The sequence below is a fragment of the Rhodococcus sp. DMU1 genome, assembly GCF_012272955.1.
GTDB lineage: Bacteria > Actinomycetota > Actinomycetes > Mycobacteriales > Mycobacteriaceae > Rhodococcus > Rhodococcus aetherivorans.
On record NZ_CP050952.1, the window covers coordinates 2687908 to 2706365 of the forward strand.

Consider the following 18458-nt stretch of genomic DNA (forward strand, 5'->3'; position numbering starts at 1 on the left):
CCTAGCGAAGCGCGGACCGTCGCCGCGCGGCACCCGCGGACCGTCGCCGCATAGGATGGCAATTTCATCGCCGTTCGTGGAACAGGAGCAGATCGTGGGCGCGTTGTGGCACGGGTTCGCAGACATGGGTGTCGTCGAGCGGGACGGTGCGTTCGTCGTCGCGCGCGGAGAGGGCGCCTACATCTGGGATTCCGCCGGCACCCGCTATCTCGACGCGACCGCCGGCCTGTGGTTCGCGAACGTCGGCCACGGCCGCTCCGAGATCGGTGACGCGGTGGCGGCGCAGCTGGCGAAGGTGGCGCACTACTCCAACTTCGGTGACCTCGCCGCGGAGCCGACCGTCGAGCTGGCCGAGCGGCTCGCGACGATCGCTCCCGTTCCCGGCAGCAAGATCTTCTTCACCTCGGGCGGTTCCGATTCGATCGACACCGCGGCCAAGCTGACGCGCCGCTACTGGCAGGAGATGGGCCGGCCGGAGAAGACCCTCGTCGTCAGTCGCGAGAAGGCTTACCACGGCATGCACGTCGGAGGCACGTCGCTCGCCGGGATCCCCGTCAACGCCGAGGGGTACGGGAACCTGTGGGACGACGCCGCGAAGGTGGCCTGGGACGACGCGAAGTCGCTGCTCGCCCTCATCGAGCGGGTCGGCGCGGACCGGATCGCGGCGTTCTTCTGTGAGCCGATCATCGGCGCGGGTGGGGTGTACCTGCCGCCGGAGGGCTATCTCGCCGAGGTCCGCGACATCTGCCGCGAGCACGACGTGCTCTTCGTGGTCGACGAGGTGGTCACCGGCTTCGGCCGCATCGGCGGGTCGTGGTTCGCCTCTGGCCGGTTCGGACTGGAACCCGACCTGATCACCACGGCGAAGGGCCTCACCTCGGGGTACGTGCCGATGGGCGCGGTGTTCGTGGCGCCGAAGGTGGCCGAGCCGTTCTTTGCCGGCGGGGTGTGGTGGCGGCACGGCTACACCTACGGCGGGCACGCCGGTGCCGCCGCGGCTGCCCTGGCGAACCTGGACATCATCGAGCGCGAGAACCTGCTCGACGAGTCGGCGCGGTTGGAGCGGACCCTGCACGAGAAGCTGTCCCCGCTGGCCGAGCACCCGCGCGTCGCGGAGGTCCGCAGTGGTCTCGGCGCCGTCGCCGCAGTGCAGCTCGCCGACCCGGGTGAGGCGCTGGAGTTCGTGAAGGCGCTTCGGCGGCACGGGGTTTCGAGCCGGGCGGCGGGACAGGGTGCGCTGCAGATCTCGCCGTCGTTCGTGATGACGGACGAGCAGGTGCAGGGCCTCGTGGACGGGTTCTCCTCGGCCCTGGGTTGATCGACGATCGAGCGGCGCCGACCGTTCGGCACCGGCACCGCGGGTCGCGTCAGCGGCGGGGGCGGAGCCGTTGCAGCACAGTGCAGATCCGCTCGCGCAGTCCCGTGGGCACGTCGTCCAGCGGCACCGCGCCCTGCGTGTCGTGCGCGGCGGCGACGCGGGCGTAGCGGTCGTGGAGCACCGTGCGTACCTCGTCGGGCGTGTGGGCGCGTCGTCTGCGCTCGTCGCGCGCGACGACTGCGCCCGTCGCCGCGACGCCGACCACACCGGCGAGTCCGACGAGCTTCCACCACTGCCTGCCCTTCAATGCCATGGGCGCGAGCCTAGACGGTAGGGATTGGGCTGGGGCCGCGCTCACCTGGGACCGATGCTCGCCACCGTCGATCGGCGCGATCGCCCGGACGCTCCGGTCGAACAGTGTGCCTCAGGGCCTGTCCGGTACTCCGTTGCGTCCCTGCGCGGCCGTATCCGGCTGCGGGCTTGTCCGGAATTCGAATCGGCTGCCGACGGCATTGGGGTGGAAGGCGTCCGGGAGGGCGGTGAACAGCGCGTGCTGCGCCTTCCACGACGTGCAGTGGGCGGGCACGACCACGGCCGGATCCGCCGCGGCGAGGGCGGTCACCGTCCGGGGGACGATCGGGCCGTCGCGGAGATGGAACCCGCCGAGGACGGCATGGAGCCGGCCGACCCCGGTGAGCCGCTCGGCGTGCTCGAGGATGTTGATCAGCCCGGCGTGCCCGCATCCGGTGAGCACGACGAGTCCCCGGTCGCGTAGGTGCAGGACGACGGCCTGGTCGTCGTGGATGAGCGGGTCGGGCCGCCAGCGGCCGTGCCGGTGGGCTTGATGGCCCGGCATGCCGGTCTCGTACTCGGTGGTCCGGGCGATCCGGCCGGTCACCAGGAGCATTCCGTCCAGCAGGAAGGAGGGGCGCCGGTTCTCGACGACGACGAATCCCGCGCCCTCGATCGCCGCGCGGCTCGGCGTCGGTAACTCGAAGGCGCCGTCGGGACCGACGATGCGCCGCCTCGTCCAGAAGTCGGGGTGCACGAGGATCGGCAGGTGCCGGGAACCGAGCCGGCGGGCGAGGCCCTGCAGACCCATGACGTGGTCGAAGTGGCCGTGGCTGAACACGATCGCCTCGATGCCGTCCGGGGAGATCGCCAGCCGATCGAGATTCGCCATCAGACCGTCCGGCGTGGCCCCCGCGTCGTAGAGCACGCGGTGCGTGGTTTCGCCGACCCGGACCTCGATCAGTACGGAGAACCCGTGCTCCGCTCGGAGGAGGTCGACAGTCCGGAATCCGACCGCCAGATCGCTGGGGACGATCGGGAGCGGACCTGCCGATCCGGCCGGCCCCCAGCGGCGGACGGGCCCCACGTCGGGCAGCAGCACGTCGGAGGAGTTGTCCACCAGCGTCGTCACATCGACCGCGTCGACCGGCCGGAGCTCCACCCGTACCGGGTCCCGCTCCGGCAGCTGTCCGGTGGATCGTCGATCGCGGGTCTCCGCTCCCGTCCTCACGCCCTCCTCCTTCCGGTGGATACGGTGAAACAGCCTTCGGCCGGCCGGGCCGTCAGTGCTCGGGGCCGAGGTCGGTGAAATCGGGACGGAAGGGCGCCTCGCTGCCCGTCCGCAGATCGAACGTGCTGCGGTTCTGCGTGAGAATGTCCGTGCCGTAGACGTGGATCGAGATCGCATCGGTCCCGTCGAGTGCCTCCACCGAGTGGATCGTTCCGTCGGGAACGACGGTCACCGTGCCCCGCGGGTTCACGAAGGTGTCGGCAACCTGGAGCCGGGCCCTGCCCGGCACACTCCCGTCGTCGAGCCGGCGATACCACGTCTCCCGTTCCCGGCCCCGATACACGCCGACCACGGCCCACGCGCCGTGATTGTGCGCCGGAGTGCTCACTCCGGCCTTGAACACCGCCACCAGGATCGACAGGTGCCCGTCCGAGGCCCGGTAGAGGGGGTACAGCACCCAGTCCCGCGTCTCGGGACGCTCCTGGTACTGCGGGTCCAGCCAGTCGCTGTCGTCGGCGACTGCTGCGGCCAGAACCGCACGGACCGCCTCCGGTCCGTCGCGCAGTGCGGACGCCTGTCGGAGGCGGGGGATCAGATCGTGGATCGACTGCCGGTGGCCGACTTCGGTGTGCCTGTTCATGATGCACCTCCTGCAACCGCTCTCGAAGAGAACGGTATGCGCACAACAGTGATGAATGCATCGGTACCAGTACGGACGTCGCGCGCCGTCCCGGTGGTGCCGGGCGCCGGCTCACAGACCGAATTCGACCGCCCGCCGCACCAACTCCACCCTCGAGTTGATGCCGAGCTTCGCGTAGATGTTGGCGAGGTGGGTCTCCACGGTTCGCTCGCTGATGAACAGGCGCCGGCCGATCTCGGGGGAGCTGAGTCCGGCGACCGCCAGCGCGCCCACCTCCCGTTCGCGGGTGCTCAGGGCCTCCGGCCCCCAGGCCGGGCGGTCCCGGCGGCCCCGCCGTACCCCCGTCAGGAAGGCCTCGATCTCGATCAGCACCGCGTCCATGTCGCCGATCCAGGGCCAGTGATCGATCCCGGGCAGTTCGACGAGTGTCGCGCCCGGAACGCGCGCCGCGACGTAGCGGGAATGCTCGACCGACAGCCACGGATCGTCGACGTGGTGGAGCAGGAGCGTCGGCACCCGAATCTCGTGCAGCCTCGGACGAAGATCGGTCGCGGCGCAGAGCCGGAACAGGTCCCGTGCCTGCGCCGGGCCCGCCGCCGCCCGGGCGTGACGCGCGAACCAGGATCGATACCGCTCGTCCCCGGCCAGGGTCGGATTCATCGACGCGATGCCGGAGCCCGTCGCCCACCCCTCGTCGATGCCGGCCAGGACCGACGAGAAGAACTCCTCGCTCCACCCCGCCGCATACCCGTCGTCCTCCAGGAGCCGGGCATGGGCGTCCCACAGGATCATCGAACGTGTGCGGCCGGGGTACTTCAACGCGAACGAGGTGCAGATCCCGGCGCCGACGGCGACCCCGAACAGGGTCGCCCGCCGGGACCCGGCGGCGTCCATCACGGCGCGGATGTCCTCGACGCAGGCGTCCATGGACACCTCCTCCCGCGGCACGTCCGACAGGCCGGTGCCCCGCTTGTCGAACCAGATCAACCGGGCGAACGACGCCAGGCCGCGCAGGAAACGCGCGAAGAACCGCTCCTCCCAGGCGAGGTCGAGGTGCGAGACGAATCCCGGAACGAAGACGAGGTCGGGTCCCGCCTTGCCCAGCACCTGGTACGCGATGCTGACATCCCCGCTGGCGGCGTACCGGACCTCGTGGTCCATCCCTGCACCGTAGCGCCGTCTGCCGCGCTGTCAACCTCGGGTGAGGCGCAGCGAGGCGGGGCAGCGACGGCGGGCCGGCCACCACCTCCCGTGCTCGGCGGCCGGATCCCGTTACCTCCCCGCGTGAGAGGCTGTCGGTCATGCAGCAGCGGAGCTCAGCGCAGTCCCGGATCACCCTCGACGAGGCGGTGGAACTGACCCGCACCGGCGACCTCTGGATCTTCCGCGGCAGCAGCCACGCCGACCGGGCGATCCAGGCGCTGACCAACGCCCCCGTCAACCACGTCGGCATGGCGGTGGTCCTCGCTGATCTGCCACCGCTGATGTGGCATGCCGAGCTGGGCAGGAGCCTGCCGGACATGTGGACCGGCCGGCACCACCGCGGTGTGCAGCTGCACGACCTGCGCGAGGCGGTGCAGGTGTGGAGTGCCCGGTACGGGCAGCGCGGCTGGCTGCGCCAGCTCGGCGTCGAGGTGACGCCGGAGCAGGAGGATCAGCTGCTGCGCACCGTCGCCCGGCTGGACGGCACGCCGTTCCCTTCGACGGGCCGGCTGGCGGGGCGCTGGTTCGCGGGCCGGCTGCCGTGGCGGAAACGCACGTCGGATGCGGGTCTCGAGCGCGCGTACTGCGCCGAGGTGGTGGGCGCGACCCTGGAGGCGATGGGGCTGCTCGAGCAACGCGGGCGCGGCAGCAACTGGTACGACCCCGGACGGTTCTGGAGCGGGGACCGGTTGCCGGCCGCGCCCGGGGTCGCATGGGGGCGCGAGATCGAGGTCGTGCCTCCCGAAAACGGGTGAGGGGCTGGTGCGCTCGGTCGCCCCGCCGGAGGCCCACGCCGCCGGATAGGCCCGTTTGCCGGGCCCGCGCGACGACTTCGCGGGATCATGAGCCCATGTCGCGTCCCGCCATCGCACTGCAGGTCTACGTCCTCGACACGCCGGACCCGTCCGGGCTGGCCTCGTTCTACGCCGTGCTGCTCGGCTGGGACATCGACGACGCCGCCACCGACGACGACTGGGTCCAGTTGCGCGCCCCGGCCGGCGGGGGCCTGGCGTTCCAGCTGGCCCCCGAGTTCACCCCGTCGACGTGGCCGGACGACCGGGTCCGGCTGCAGGCACACCTGGACCTCGAGGTCGACGACCTCGACGCCGCGGAGGAGTGGGTGCTGCGGCACGGTGCAACCCGCGTCGTCGGGCCCAACCCCAGCCCGACCTTCCGCACCTACCGGGATCCGAGCGGCCACCTCTTCTGCCTGGTGCGGTCCGCGTGAGCGGTCCGTGTTCCGGCCCGGGCCTCCCGGGCGGCTACCGGCGCCGGCGCGTCCGTCCGGCGCTCTTCGGCCGGCCCGCGTTTCCGCGGCGGGTCTTCGGCTTCTTGTCGCCGACCACCTTCTTCGGCTGCGATCCCTGCCGCTCCCCGCGTCGTTTCTGCTTCGGCTGGGACTCGTCCTGCCAGCCGCGGGAGCTGTTGGCGGTGCGGCCGCGCACGATCCCGACGAACTCCTCGACCAGATCGGTGGTCCGCTCCGAAAGCCACACCAGGCCCACCTGCGACTGCGGGGCATCGGTCACCGGCCGGTACGTCAGATCCTTGCGGTGGTACAGCCGGGCCAGCGACTGCGGCATGACCAGCACCCCCACCTCGGAGGCGACGTACGACACGGCCGTCTCCGTCGTGGCCGGGCGCTCGAACGCCGCCTCTCCCGGCAGGCGCGCCCAGTCCAGCACGTCGTCGCGCGGATGCAGCACCGTTTCCTCCGCGAGATCGGCGACGCTCAGTTCGTCGACGGCCGCGACGGCATGCTCCTCGGGTACCACCACCACCGATACCTCGGTGTAGAGATTGATCACCGACAGCCCCTCGCGCGGCAGCGGCAGCCGCAGCACCGCCGCGTCGACCGTGCCGTCGCGCACCGCGGCCTCGCCGTCGGCGGCGTCCACGGGCACCAGCTCGAGGGGGACGTCGGGTATTCGCTCCGCCCACACCCGCACCCATTTCGCGGGGGTGACCCCGGGGACGTAGGCCAGCCGGAACACCGGGGCGGACTCTTCGCTCACCCGCTCAGGCTAGCGGCCCGTGCGTCCAGCGTCCGCCGAGCATCGTGCCCCACACCGGCATCGCGGCCAGCTCCGCACCGGAGCGGGGCAGCGTGTCCGCGTCGAGCACCACCAGGTCGGCGACGTCGCCGACGGCGACGCGGGCACGACCACCGGTGGACGCGGCCAGCGCCACCTGCAGGTCCAGTTCGTGCTCGCGGTGCCAGACCCGGCCGTCGGGCAGCGTGCGGTCGATCGCGGCGGCCAGCGTCCGCCACGGATCCAGGGGCGCGACCGGCGCGTCGGAGCCCAGTACCAGCCGCGCCCCGGCCGCGTGCAGCGTCCCGTACGGGAAGGCGCGGTGCGTGCGGCCGGGCCAGTACCGTTCGGCCAGGTCCACGTCGTCGTACACGTGCGCCGGCTGGATGCTCGCCGTGACACCCGACCGGGCGAACCGCGGGAAGTCGCGCTCGGCCACGAACTGGGCGTGCTCGACGCTGCCGCGCGCCCCGGTGGCGGCGAACGCGTCGAGCACGTGCTCGCAGGCGTGGTCACCGATCGCGTGGATCGCGCTCTCGACCCCGTGTTCGTGGGCGTGGCGCATCAGCGGCTCGAGCCGTTCCGGCGGCACCGACAACACCCCGTGCCCGCCGTCGGGATACGGGTCGTGACAGTAGGCGGTGCGGGTGCCGAGCGATCCGTCGACGATCACCTTCAGCGGACCCACCGTCGCCAGCCCCGCGGTGCCGGGTACCACGTCGCCGGTGCGCATGCCCGCCGCGATCGCCGCGTCCAGCCACCGGGGCCAGATCCCGCACCGCACACGCAGGTGCCGCGTCCCGGCGCCGATGCGGCGCCTCCACGCGGCGAGAGTGTCCGCGATCTCGAAGTCGACGACGCCCACCACGCCGCGGGCGGCGGCCGCCCGGGCCGCGGAGTCCACGAGGCGATCGCGCACCTCGGGGTCGACGCGCTGGATCTCGTTCATCAGTGGCATGAACTCGGTTTCCCGCAGCAGCCCCGTGGGGTGTGGATGCAGCGAGAAACGCTGTAGCGCAGCAGTATTGAACCAGGCGCTGTGCAGGTCCGCGCTGAACGCGACGACCGGCCGGGCGGGGGCGATCGCATCGAGCGCCGCAGCGGTGGGCGTGTCCGGCCACAGCCCGTCGCGGAAACCGTGCGCGACCACGACGGGGGCGGGGTCACCGGCCAGGCGGGCGGCCACCAGCGCGACCGCGTGCGCGGCCGACGTCGCGCCCGACAGGTCGAGCGCGGCCTGCGCGAGGGTCCACTGGTCGAAGTGCACGTGCGCGTCCCACAGGCCCGGCAGCACCAGTCGCCCGCCGGCGTCGACGACCTCGGTGCTGCCCGCGATGTCACCGCCGATGCGGTCGCCGGTGATCGGCAGGTCGACCGGGCCGGCACCGGGCGCCGTGCGGGCGCCACGCAGGACGAGGGACGGCGGCACCGCTCAGCCCTCGACGATCTCGAACTCGTCGAACACCACCTCGCCGGCCGCGTCGGACTCGGCGAGGTTCACCTCGCCGAGCAGCGCCCAGCCGTGGTCCCCGGCGGGGTCGGCCAGGGTCTGCCGGACCCGCCACAGATCCTTCTCCTCGACCACGGTGAACAGCTGCGGGCCCCGCGCGTCGGGGCCGGTGCCGATCTCGTCGTACTCCTCGAAGTACAACTCGAGCAGGTCGGCCCAGTCCTGGGCCTCGAGCCCGTCGCCCAGCTCGGCGAGCTCGTTCCACCGTCGCCGCGACGCCAGTTCCACCCGCTTGAACATCGCATTGCGCACCATCACCTTGAACGCCCGCGTGTTCGCCGAGATCGGTTTGGGCACATCCGCGCCGAATGCCACCTGCTGATCGTCGGATTCGACGCCGGGGTTGGTGAGCGACTCCCACTCGTCGAGCAGGCTCGAATCGACCTGGCGGATCAGCTCGCCCAGCCACTCGGTGAGGTCTTCGAGTTCCTCGGTGCGGGCCGCGTCCGGAACCGTCTGGCGCAGCGCCCGGTAGGCGTCCGCGAGGTAGCGCAGCACCAGTCCCTCCGAACGGGTCAGGCCGTAGTGACCGACCAGTTCGGCGAACGTCATGGCCTTCTCGACCATGTCCCGCACCACCGACTTGGGGGACAGCGGGAACTCCGAGACCCACGGATGCCCGGCGCGGTACGTCTCGAACGCCGGCTCGAGGAGTTCCGCCAGCGGCTTCGGCCAGGTGATCTCCTCGAGCAGCTCCATGCGCTCCTCGTACTCGATGCCGTCGGCCTTCATCTGCTGCACGGCCTCACCGCGCGCGGCGTGCTGCTGCGCCATGAGGATCTGCCGCGGATCGTCGAGCGTGGACTCGATCACCGACACCACGTCCAGCGCATAGGCGGGGGAGTCGATGTCGAGCAGCTCGATCGCGGCGAGCGCGAACGGCGACAGCGGCTGGTTCAGCGCGAAGTCGCGCTGCAGGTCCACGGTCAGCCGCGCCGTCCGGCCGAACTCGTCGGGCTCGTCGAGCTGCTGCACCACCCCGGCCTGCACCAGCCCCCGGTACAGCGAGATCGCCTTGAGGATGTGCCGGCGCTGGGCGGGGCGCGCTTCGTGGTTGTCCTCGAGCAGATGGCGCATCGCCTCGAAACAGCTGCCGGGGCGGGCGATCACGTTCAGCAGCATCGAATTGCTCACGGAGAAGCGCGAAGTGAGCGGCTCGGGGGATGCGGCGACGAGCTTGTCGAACGTGCCCTCGCCCCACGAGACGAATCCCTCGGGCGGCTTCTTGCGCTGCACCTTGCGGCGCTTCTTCGGGTCGTCACCGGCCTTGGCGAGGGCCCGCACGTTCTCGATCTCGTGCTCGGGCGCCTGCACCACGACGGTGCCCATCGTGTCGAATCCGGCACGGCCGGCGCGGCCGGCGATCTGATGGAACTCGCGGGCCTTGAGCTGCCGGGTCCGGGTGCCGTCGAACTTCGTCAGGCCGGTCAGCAGCACCGTCCGGATCGGCACGTTGATGCCCACCCCGAGGGTGTCGGTCCCGCAGATGACCTTCAGCAGCCCGTCCTGGGCCAGCCGCTCGACGAGCCGCCGGTACTTCGGCAGCATCCCGGCGTGGTGCACGCCGATGCCGTGCCGCACCAGCCGCGACAGCGTCTTGCCGAAGCCGGTGGAGAACCGGAACGCGCCGATCGCCTCGGCGATCGCGTCCTTCTCCCCGCGCGAGCACATGCTCACGCTGGTCAGGGCCTGCGCCCGCTCCAGGGCGGCGGCCTGGGTGAAGTGGACGACGTAGACGGGGGCCTGGTGCGTGGTGACCAGTTCCTCGATCTCTTCGCCGATCGGCTTCTGGGAGTAGGTGAACGACAGCGGCACCGGCCGCTCGGAGCCGGACACCTCGGTGGTGGTGCGGCCGGTGCGCCGGGTCAGGTCCTTCTTCAGGAAGGTGACGTCGCCGAGGGTCGCCGACATCAACAGGAACTGCGCGCGGGGCAGTTCCACGAGGGGCACCTGCCACGCCCACCCGCGGTCCGGCTCCGAGTAGAAGTGGAACTCGTCCATCACCACCTGGCCGATGTCCGAGCCGGCGCCCTCCCGCAGCGCCAGATTGGCGACGATCTCGGCGGTGGCGCAGATGATCGGGGCACCGGGGTTCACCGAGGCGTCGCCGGTCATCATCCCGACCCGATCGGCGCCGAACACCTCGCACAACGCGAAGAACTTCTCGCTGACCAGCGCCTTGATCGGGGCCGTGTAGAAGGTGCGCGTACCGGTGGCCAGGGCGAAGAAGTGCGCGCCGAGCGCCACCATCGACTTGCCCGACCCGGTGGGCGTCGCGAGGATCACGTTCGACCCGGAGACCAGCTCCAGCAGCGCCTCCTCCTGCGCCGGATACAGCGAGAGGCCGCGCCCGGTCGTGAAGGTGGTGAAGGCGTCGAACAGCGAGTCCTCGTCGACGATGTCGGGGGTCAGGTCCGGAAGCAGCACCGCTCCAGGCTAGTTGTTGCCGCCGTGACCGCGCCGACGCGCCGTGTGCGGCAGGCCGGCGCGCGGCGGCCGACGGGTCCCGCCGCCCGCGCCGGTCTCGACGGCTGCACCTGCCGGAGCGGGCCGACGGCGACGTGCGACGGCGTTCGAGGACTCGGCGCGGGGCGTCGTGGGCGGCGGGTCGCTCAGGTGGCGCTGCGTTCGTCGGCGCCCATCGCGCCGAGCACGGCCCTGCGGGTAGCCGGACCGCCCGTGATCTGGTTCTCGCTGACGCCGTTGATCAGTAACTCGCGCCAGCGTTGCTCGTCGAACACGAGGGGTGCGGTCGAGTCGAGGAACTCCTCGACGACCCGCAGGAACCGGATGGGGTCGTCCCGGAACGGGAAATGGCCGGCGCCGCGGAAGACGTCGAGCCGGGAGTTGGGCATCGCCGAATGCGCCAGGTAACCGTGACTGACCGGGATCACGCTGTCGTGATCTCCCCAGATCAGCTGCACGGGCAGGTTCTCGGTCAGGTAACAGCGGTCGAGCATCGTCACCACCTGGCCGCGCCAGTCCACGACGGCCCGCAGCGTGCGCAGGAACGCCTCGTACGCGGTGGGATCGGGCAATCCGCTCAGGACCCGGATCAGATCCGAGGTGTCGTGCAGGAAGGGGCCGGGCCGCAGCGGCGTGTCGTGCAACTGTCCGAGCAGGCCGCCGGCCATGCGTACCGCGGGCAGGGCGCCGGGCAGCCGCAGCAGCTTGAGGACCTCGCTCAGGCCGGGCATCGACAGCAGCCGCAGCGCCGGGTGGACGTCCTTGGTGACGCCGCCGGCCGAGACCAGGATGAGCCGGTCGACCATCTGCGGGAACTGGTACGCGAACTGCATCGCGACGCCGCCGCCGAGGGAGTGCCCGACCACGGTGACGTGCTCGATGTCCAGGACCGAGAGCAGGTCGCGGACGCCGTTGGCGTACGCGGCGACCGAGTAGTCGGCGCGCGGCTTGTCGGAGCGGCCGTGGCCGAGCAGGTCCGGTGCGATGACCGTGTACTTGCGGGCCAGGTGCGGGATGACCTCCTGCCAGGTCGAGGAGTTGTCGCCGATCCCGTGGATCAGCAGCAGCGCGGGGCCCTCGCCGGCGAGTCGGAAAGCGCGACGGTAGCCGTGGATGGTGCGGAAGACCATCCGCGTCTCCGCGTCCGGCACCGGCCGGAGCGTGCGTGTGCGCGGTGTACCCATGTGCGTCTCCTGACCGCCGGTTCCTCGTCTACCTGTGGTGTCCGAGGCGCCGGACCGTCTCCGGCCCGACCCTTCAGCTCAACTCGTCGAACTGAGCGTACTGACTGTATGTGACCTGCACAACGCGAAGTGTAACGAGAGAGTAATGATCCGGGGTCGGACAGGCGGCGATTCGAACCCGGTCAGGCGGAGGGGTCCGCGTCGCCGGGCTGTCCGTTCCCGCCGCGATCCTCGTATTCGGCGAGGAAACGCTCGAACTCGGCACCGATCTCCTCGCCGGTCGGCAGGTTCTCGTCCGTCGGCAGCTGGGCGGCCTGTTGCTCCTGGGCCGCCACATAGCTGTCGTACTGCCGCTCGAGTCCGCGGACCACCGCCTGCACCTCCTCGTTCTGGGCGATGTGCTCGTCGATCTGCTCACGCACCCGTGCGGCGGCCTCGCCGAGCGCGGCCAGCGGCAACCCGAGGCCCCCGGCTTCGGCGACGTTCTCGAGCAAGGTCTCGGCAGCGCCCGGGTACTCGGTCTGCGCCAGGTAGTGGGGCACGTGGACCGAGAACCCCACCGACTCGTGCCCGTGCTGCGCCATCCGCAGCTCGAGCAGCGATGACACCCCCGCCGGCACCTGCAGCTCGCCCGTCCAGCGGTGGTGGTCGGCGATCAGGTCCTTGTTCGTCGAGTGCGCCGTCACGCCCAGCGGACGGGTGTGGGGGATCGCCATCGGGATCGCGCTGATCCCGATCGTGCGCCGGACCCCGAACTGCTCGGCGAGCAGGCGCACCGCCGTGATGAACCGTTCCCATTTCAGGTCCGGTTCCGCGCCGGCCAGTAACAGGAAGGGGGTTCCGGCCGTGTCGATCAGGGCGTACAGGTTGAGTTCGGGGGCGGCGTAGTCGGAGAAGTGATCCGCCTTGAACGTCATGGTCGGCCGCCGGGACCGGTAGTCGATCAGCTCGTCCACGGCGAACGACGCCACGAGTTCGCTTTCGAGGCTCTCGCGCAGGTGCGTGGTGGCGAGCCGCACCGCATGCCCGGCGTCGGCGAACCCCTCGAGACCGTGCACCAGCACGGGACCCTCGCCGTCGGCAGACGTCAGCTGCGGAGCGGGGAACTCGAGCTCGTACATGCGGGACTGGTCGTCCATGCGAACATCCTCCGTTCGATCCGGGGCGCCGTGATACCGCCGGGTCACCGGCGTGGCATGGTGGAGTTCGAGTCTAGTTGAACTGGTGATCAGCTTCCGCCGGGGCACGACCCCGGCGGGACGCGACAGCGGAGGTCCGGTGGCAACCCACAGCGCAGGAGACGACGTTCGGACGCCGCGCCGCCCCCGGACCCCGCCGGTGCCCTTCCGCCGGCTGGGCGCGACCGTGATCGGGGGCGCGTTGCTGCTCGCCGCCGGGTGCTCGTCGACCGTCGACGGCACGCCACAGCCCGAGCCGGCTGCACTGGCCACGACGGACGAGGCCGGCACCGCGGGCCGGCCCCTCGCCGAACTGCTGCTGCCGCCCGAGCAGTTCCCCGAGCCGTACGACGCGGTGGTGCTACCGCCGCAGGCGGTCGCCCAGGCCGCTCCCGACCTCACCGGAGTCCCGGAGGGGGCCAAGGTGGATCCACCCGGATGCCTGCCGCCGCCGCAGAACTACGGCCCGGACGGGACCGCGATGGTGGTCGGCACGGACAACGACAGCCGGGCCACGATCTCGGTCGAACTCGTCGCTGTCACCGACGACCTGGCCGCCTACCGCGACCGTCTCGTCGAATGCCCCGTCGTCGCGGCGACCCGCCGGGGCGTCACCGCCACGGTGACGACCACGGTCGACCCGTCGGCGCCGCCGGCCGCCGCGGGGGTGGCGACCCTCGCGTTCACCCGCACCGTCCGCTCGGGCGAGGGCCGGGAGGTGGTCACCCAGTCGATGACCAGTCGGATCGCCCAGGTCGACGACGTGCGGGTGCTGGTGACGTACATGTCCTTCGGTGCGGGGCCCGCCGACACCGCCACCCTGGGCCGGGTGTTCGAGGCGAGCGTGGAGCGCGTGCGCGTCGGCTGACGCGGCACGCTACCAGCCGGCACCGACATCGGGCGGCCGGAACTCCTGCGGCCGCAGTACTTGTCCACAACCGGAGCGCTCGTCCCCAGATTCCGCGGATCCGGGTCGCGCGGCCCCCGAGGGCACCGGTCGTCGGGGACAGTCGGCGCATGACCACATCGACTTCCTCGCCCCGGCCGCTGCGACTCACCGATCCGGGGGATCTGATCGCCGCCGTGCCGGCCATGCTCGGCTTCCTGCCTGCACGGTCGCTGATCGTGCTGAGCCTCGCGTCCGATGCCGGCGGGCGCGACGGTGCCCGGTCCGCGACCGTCGGCGCCGTCATGCGCCACGACCTGATCCTGCCGCCCGGCGAGGACGATCCGGTGCCGGCTGCGATGCGCGACGTCTTCGACCGATTCGGTGCGCTCTGCGATCGGGAGGGCGCCGACGCCGTGCTCGTCGTCCTCGTCGACGACCGTCTCGACCACCCCGACGCCCCCGCCGTCGCCGCGGCCTGCCGACTGCTCGACGACTTCGCCGTCCGCCTCGACCGGCGCGGGGTTCGCATCGCCGGAGCACACGCCGTTTCCGAGGTCGCTTGCGGCAGAACATGGTTTGCGCTCGTCGGCGGTGCGCGCGGGACGGTCCCGGACCCGCAGGCCTCGCCCGTCGCCGCCGCCCGCGTCTTCGAGGGCGGGGCGATCCGGCGGTCCCGCGCCGAACTCGCCGATCTGCTCACCCCGCTGCCGATGCCCGGGCGCATGCAGGTTGCCGACCACATCGACGAGGCGATCGACGCGCGTGACCTCGCCTACGAACTCGCCGTCCGCGCCGGCGGCCGCGACCGCGCCGACCGTCAGGAACTCGAGGCCGTGCTGGCCCACATCGCCCGGCACGACGACGGCGCCGAGCTGCTCGCCCCCGAGCTTGCCGAACTCGCCGTCCTGCTGTCCAATTCGACCGTGCGCGACGCCGTGATGGCCCTCGCGGCGGGCGCCGAGGCCGACACCGCCGAACGGTTGTGGGTCACGCTCACCCGGCGTCTCCCGGACCCGGAACGAGCCGAGGCCGCCGCCCTCGTCGGCTACAGCGCGTACGTTCGGGGCGACGGACCGCTCGCCGGGGTGGCCCTGGGGGTCGCACTCGAGTCCAACCCGCGGCACCGGCTCGCCGACCTCCTCGACCAGGCCCTGCAGGCCGGGCTGCGGCCGCACACCGTGCGCGGCCTCGCCGACACCGGCTACGAGATCGCCGCGCGGCTCGGGGTGCGAATGCCCCCGCCCGCACCGGCGGCGTGACCGCCGGGACGGCGCCGGCTCAGCGCCGTGCCGCGTGCGACCGGTCGCCGAGTTCCTGCAGGTAGACCCACGCGTCGGCGACGATCTCGTCGAGGCTCGTGTGCTGCGGCTTCCAGCCCAGTTCCTCGACGGCGCGGCGGCTCGACGCGATCAGCACGGCCGGATCCCCGGCGCGCCGGGGTGCATCGACCACCGTGATCGGCAGGCCCGTCACCCGGCGGCACGCCTCGATGACCTCCCGGACGGTGAAACCCTCGCCGCTCCCGAGGTTGTAGACGGCGTGCTCGCCGGGCCGGGCGGCCGCCAGTGCCAGCAGGTGGGCGTCGGCGAGGTCCTTGACATGGATGTAGTCCCGCACCGCCGTGCCGTCCTTGGTCGGCCAGTCGGTGCCGAACACCGAGATGTGCTCGCGCTGGCCGAGAGCCACCTGCAGCACGAGCGGAATCAGGTGCGTCTCGACCACGCGGTTCTCGCCGGCACCGTGGTATGCGCCCGCGACGTTGAAGTAGCGCAGGCTCGTCGCGGCCAGACCGTACGCCCGCGTGTACGACGAGATCGCATGGTCGATGGCGAGTTTCGTGGCGCCGTACGGGTTGGTGGGCCGGGCGGGTGCATCCTCGGTGATCGGTACCCGGTCCGGCTCGCCGTACGTCGCCGCCGTCGACGAGAACACCAGCCGCGGTGTTCCCGAGGCGCGGATCGCGTCCAGCAGGGCGAGGGTCGCGACGACGTTGCCGTGCCAGTACTTGTCCGGATGCTCGACGGACTCGCCGACCAGGGACTGGGCCGCGAAGTGCAGCACCCCGTCGAACCGGGGCTGTGCACCGCCGCCGAGCACCTCCGCGGCCGCGGTCGCGATGTCGCCCTCGACGAACTCCGCGCCGGCCGGGACGGCGTCGGCGTTGCCGGTGGACAGATCGTCGAGGATCACCACCTCGTGACCCTGCTCGAGCAGCACCGTGCTGCAGACGCTGCCCACATAGCCAGCACCGCCGGTAACCAGAAGCCTCACGCTGGGACCCTTCTTCGCCGGCCCGCGCGGGCTGGCGAAGAAGGGCCTGTCTCAGACCTGCTTCACCTGCACCGCGTGGGCCATCTCGTCGGAAAGTTCGAAGCCGTCGTGGCCGGGCACGTTGATGACCACCGACCCCGGCTTCGTCTCGACTGTAACGCGTGCGTCGGGGACGATCCCCGCCTCACGCAGCCGCCCGATCACCTCGTGATCGGACTGCACGTACTCCGCCAGCCGGCGCACGACCACGGCGGTCGGCTTGCCCGGCGGGATCTCGGTGAGCCGCACCAGCCGCTCGTCCGCCGCGGCCGGGCGGTCCAGGCCGAGCTGGTCCAGTCCCGGAATCGGATTGCCGTACGGCGAGGTCGTGGGGTTGTGCAGCACCTCGACGAGGCGGCGCTCGACTTCCTCGCTCATCACGTGCTCCCAGCGGCATGCCTCGGCGTGCACGTTCTCCCAATCGAGACCGATCACATCCACGAGCAGCCGCTCGGCGAGCCGATGCTTGCGCATGACCGACACCGCCAGGTCGCGGCCCTTCTCGGTCAGCTCGAGGTGCCGGTCGCCTGCCACGCGCAGCAGCCCGTCCCGCTCCATCCGGGCGACGGTCTGGCTCACGGTCGGTCCGCTCTGTTCCAGGCGTTCGGCAATGCGCGCACGCAGCGGCACGACGCCCTCTTCCTCCAAGTCGTAGATCGTCCGGAGGTACATCTCCGTGGTATCGACCAGGTCCTTCACTCTCACACCCCTTCGTCTGCGGCCGATTCTAACCGGGCGAAACCCCCGGCGGGCGCACCTCGCGCGGCGCCGCCCGGCGGGGCCTGTGGCAGGCGCGCCGGGGCCCTGCGGCACTCGCATCGCCCCGGACGGCGCAGTAGCTTTGTGGCCATGACCACGACCTCCGCCGCGACGGGCGATCCGACACATCCGAGCGGCGACCGAGTGGTGGTGTGGAGCCCGGACTTCCTCGACTACCGGTGGGGCCCGACTCATCCCATGAATCCCACCCGGCTCGATCTCACGATGGCACTGTCCCGCGGCCTCGGCCTGCTCGAGGGGGTGGAGACCCTGCGTCCGCCGGCCGCGACCGACGCCGAGCTGCTGCGCATCCACACCCCTGCCTACGTCGAGGCCGTCAAGCACGCCGGCAGCCTGCCGCCAGGTTCGACCGCCGGGGCGGAGGCCCCGCACGGTCTCGGCACCGAGGACAATCCGATCTTCCCGCGCATGCACGAGGCCAGTGCCGTCCTCGCAGGCGGCACCCTCGCCGCCGCCCGGGAGATCGCCGCCGGCCGCACCCGGCGGGCGGTGAGCATCGGCGGTGGGATGCACCATGCGATGGCGGACTGGGCCGCCGGATTCTGTGTGTACAACGACGCCGCCATCGCCATCTCGTGGCTCCTGGACAACGGCTTCGACCGGATCGCCTACATCGACGTCGACGCCCACCACGGCGACGGGGTGCAGCACGCCTTCCTGAGCGATCCCCGGGTGCTCACCGTCTCCATCCACCAGCACCCCGCGACGCTGTGGCCGAACACCGGCTGGTCCAGCGAGGTCGGCACCGGCGCCGCCGAGGGGACCGCGATCAACCTGCCGGTCCTGCCCGGCACCGTCGACGCGCTGTGGCTGCGCGCATTCCACGCCGTCGTCCCCGCCGCGGTCGCGACGTTCCGGCCGCAGATCATCATCAGCCAGTGCGGTGCCGACAGCCACCGGGAGGATCCGCTGGCCGACCTCTCGTTGACCGTCGACGGCCAGCGCGCGGCGTATCTCGCCATGCGCGAGCTCGCGGACCGGCACTGCGAGGGCCGGTGGCTCGCGGTGGGCGGAGGCGGCTACGGGCTGGTGCGGGTGGTGCCGAGATCCTGGACCCACCTGATCGCAGCCGTACTCGACCGCGAGATCGACCCCGCCACCCCGATCCCCGACGAGTGGCGCGAGCGGGTCGCCGCGATGGCGCCGGGGGTCGATCTGCCGACCGTGATGGGGGAGGGCGGCGACGTGGCGTATCTGCCGTGGGACGGCCCCGGCGGTACCCCCGAGACCGGCGTCGCATCGTTCGATCGTGCCCTCAGCCGCGTCGACTCGGCCATCGTCGCCACCCGCCGGGCCTGCTTCCCGCTGCTCGGCCTGGACCCGGAGGACCCGCGTGACTGAATCCGAGAACACGGCCCACGGCCCCGCGGTCACCGCGGGGCAGACCCCCGACGGCGACGCCGCCGCCGGGGAGCCGGCCGATGC

At 71.7% G+C, this 18458-nt stretch carries 17 protein-coding genes; 6 read left to right on the plus strand and 11 right to left on the minus strand.

Annotation, left to right across the window (positions count from 1 at the left end; translation table 11 throughout):
* The first annotated feature begins 55 nt into the window (after positions 1–55).
* A complete protein-coding gene (locus HFP48_RS12615; protein WP_006935041.1) occupies positions 56–1318 on the plus strand; it encodes an aminotransferase class III-fold pyridoxal phosphate-dependent enzyme in 1263 nt (420 codons plus the stop codon).
* 49 nt (positions 1319–1367) lie between these two features.
* Here the strand turns inward: HFP48_RS12615 and HFP48_RS12620 are convergent, their stop codons facing one another.
* The 4 genes from HFP48_RS12620 to HFP48_RS12635 form a co-directional block, all read right to left on the minus strand.
* A complete protein-coding gene (locus tag HFP48_RS12620) occupies positions 1368–1631 on the minus strand; it encodes a hypothetical protein (RefSeq protein WP_006935037.1) in 264 nt (87 codons plus the stop codon).
* A 111-nt stretch (positions 1632–1742) separates the two neighbouring features.
* Positions 1743–2840, minus strand: coding sequence for an MBL fold metallo-hydrolase (locus HFP48_RS12625; protein ID WP_246872553.1), 1098 nt, complete (start codon positions 2838–2840; stop codon positions 1743–1745).
* Positions 2841–2892: 52 nt separating this feature from the next.
* The gene (locus HFP48_RS12630; RefSeq protein WP_006935034.1) at positions 2893–3480 is read right to left on the minus strand and encodes a cysteine dioxygenase family protein; all 588 of its coding nucleotides are present in this window, start codon (positions 3478–3480) and stop codon (positions 2893–2895) included.
* 111 nt (positions 3481–3591) lie between these two features.
* Complete coding sequence (locus HFP48_RS12635; RefSeq protein ID WP_006935033.1) at positions 3592–4641, minus strand: alpha/beta fold hydrolase; 1050 nt, start codon at positions 4639–4641, stop codon at positions 3592–3594.
* 140 nt (positions 4642–4781) lie between these two features.
* Between HFP48_RS12635 and HFP48_RS12640 the strand changes: the two genes are divergently transcribed.
* Together HFP48_RS12640 and HFP48_RS12645 are read left to right on the plus strand one after the other, a co-directional pair.
* Entirely contained in the window at positions 4782–5438 is a 657-nt protein-coding gene (locus tag HFP48_RS12640) for a hypothetical protein (protein ID WP_168579571.1), read from the plus strand.
* Between the two features lie 95 nt (positions 5439–5533).
* Positions 5534–5911 carry a VOC family protein gene (locus HFP48_RS12645; RefSeq protein WP_168579572.1) on the plus strand — a complete coding sequence of 126 codons (378 nt, stop codon included), beginning with the start codon at positions 5534–5536 and terminating at the stop codon, positions 5909–5911.
* Positions 5912–5945: 34 nt separating this feature from the next.
* On the opposite strand, the gene HFP48_RS12650 is transcribed toward HFP48_RS12645, so the two are convergent.
* The 5 genes from HFP48_RS12650 to HFP48_RS12670 all read right to left on the minus strand — a co-directional run bounded on the left by HFP48_RS12650 (position 5946) and on the right by HFP48_RS12670 (position 13015).
* Positions 5946–6698, minus strand: a complete 753-nt coding sequence (locus tag HFP48_RS12650; RefSeq protein ID WP_168579573.1) for a LysR substrate-binding domain-containing protein — start codon at positions 6696–6698, stop codon at positions 5946–5948.
* Between the two features lie 4 nt (positions 6699–6702).
* Positions 6703–8145 carry an amidohydrolase family protein gene (locus HFP48_RS12655; RefSeq protein WP_168579574.1) on the minus strand — a complete coding sequence of 481 codons (1443 nt, stop codon included), beginning with the start codon at positions 8143–8145 and terminating at the stop codon, positions 6703–6705.
* Positions 8146–8148: 3 nt separating this feature from the next.
* A complete protein-coding gene (locus tag HFP48_RS12660; RefSeq protein ID WP_168579575.1) occupies positions 8149–10653 on the minus strand; it encodes a DEAD/DEAH box helicase in 2505 nt (834 codons plus the stop codon).
* Between the two features lie 185 nt (positions 10654–10838).
* On the minus strand, positions 10839–11876 hold the full coding sequence (locus tag HFP48_RS12665) for an alpha/beta hydrolase (RefSeq protein ID WP_168579576.1): 1038 nt from the start codon (positions 11874–11876) through the stop codon (positions 10839–10841).
* A 182-nt stretch (positions 11877–12058) separates the two neighbouring features.
* Positions 12059–13015 (minus strand): PAC2 family protein, encoded by a 957-nt coding sequence (locus tag HFP48_RS12670; protein ID WP_006935021.1) that lies wholly within the window; start codon positions 13013–13015, stop codon positions 12059–12061.
* A 139-nt stretch (positions 13016–13154) separates the two neighbouring features.
* Here HFP48_RS12670 and HFP48_RS12675 point away from each other — a divergent pair, with 139 nt between their 5' ends.
* Both HFP48_RS12675 and HFP48_RS12680 read left to right on the plus strand, forming a co-directional pair.
* Positions 13155–13922, plus strand: a complete 768-nt coding sequence (locus tag HFP48_RS12675; protein ID WP_065923484.1) for a hypothetical protein — start codon at positions 13155–13157, stop codon at positions 13920–13922.
* Positions 13923–14071: 149 nt separating this feature from the next.
* Positions 14072–15202 carry a DUF4192 domain-containing protein gene (locus HFP48_RS12680; RefSeq protein WP_168579577.1) on the plus strand — a complete coding sequence of 377 codons (1131 nt, stop codon included), beginning with the start codon at positions 14072–14074 and terminating at the stop codon, positions 15200–15202.
* A 19-nt stretch (positions 15203–15221) separates the two neighbouring features.
* Here the strand turns inward: HFP48_RS12680 and galE are convergent, their stop codons facing one another.
* Entirely contained in the window at positions 15222–16214 is a 993-nt protein-coding gene (gene galE / locus HFP48_RS12685) for a UDP-glucose 4-epimerase GalE (RefSeq protein ID WP_029543387.1), read from the minus strand.
* A gap of 51 nt (positions 16215–16265) precedes the next feature.
* On the minus strand, positions 16266–16952 hold the full coding sequence (locus tag HFP48_RS12690; RefSeq protein ID WP_006935008.1) for a metal-dependent transcriptional regulator: 687 nt from the start codon (positions 16950–16952) through the stop codon (positions 16266–16268).
* 150 nt (positions 16953–17102) lie between these two features.
* Between HFP48_RS12690 and HFP48_RS12695 the strand changes: the two genes are divergently transcribed.
* A complete protein-coding gene (locus HFP48_RS12695) occupies positions 17103–18374 on the plus strand; it encodes an acetoin utilization protein AcuC (RefSeq protein WP_029543391.1) in 1272 nt (423 codons plus the stop codon).
* Positions 18375–18458 lie beyond the last annotated feature (84 nt).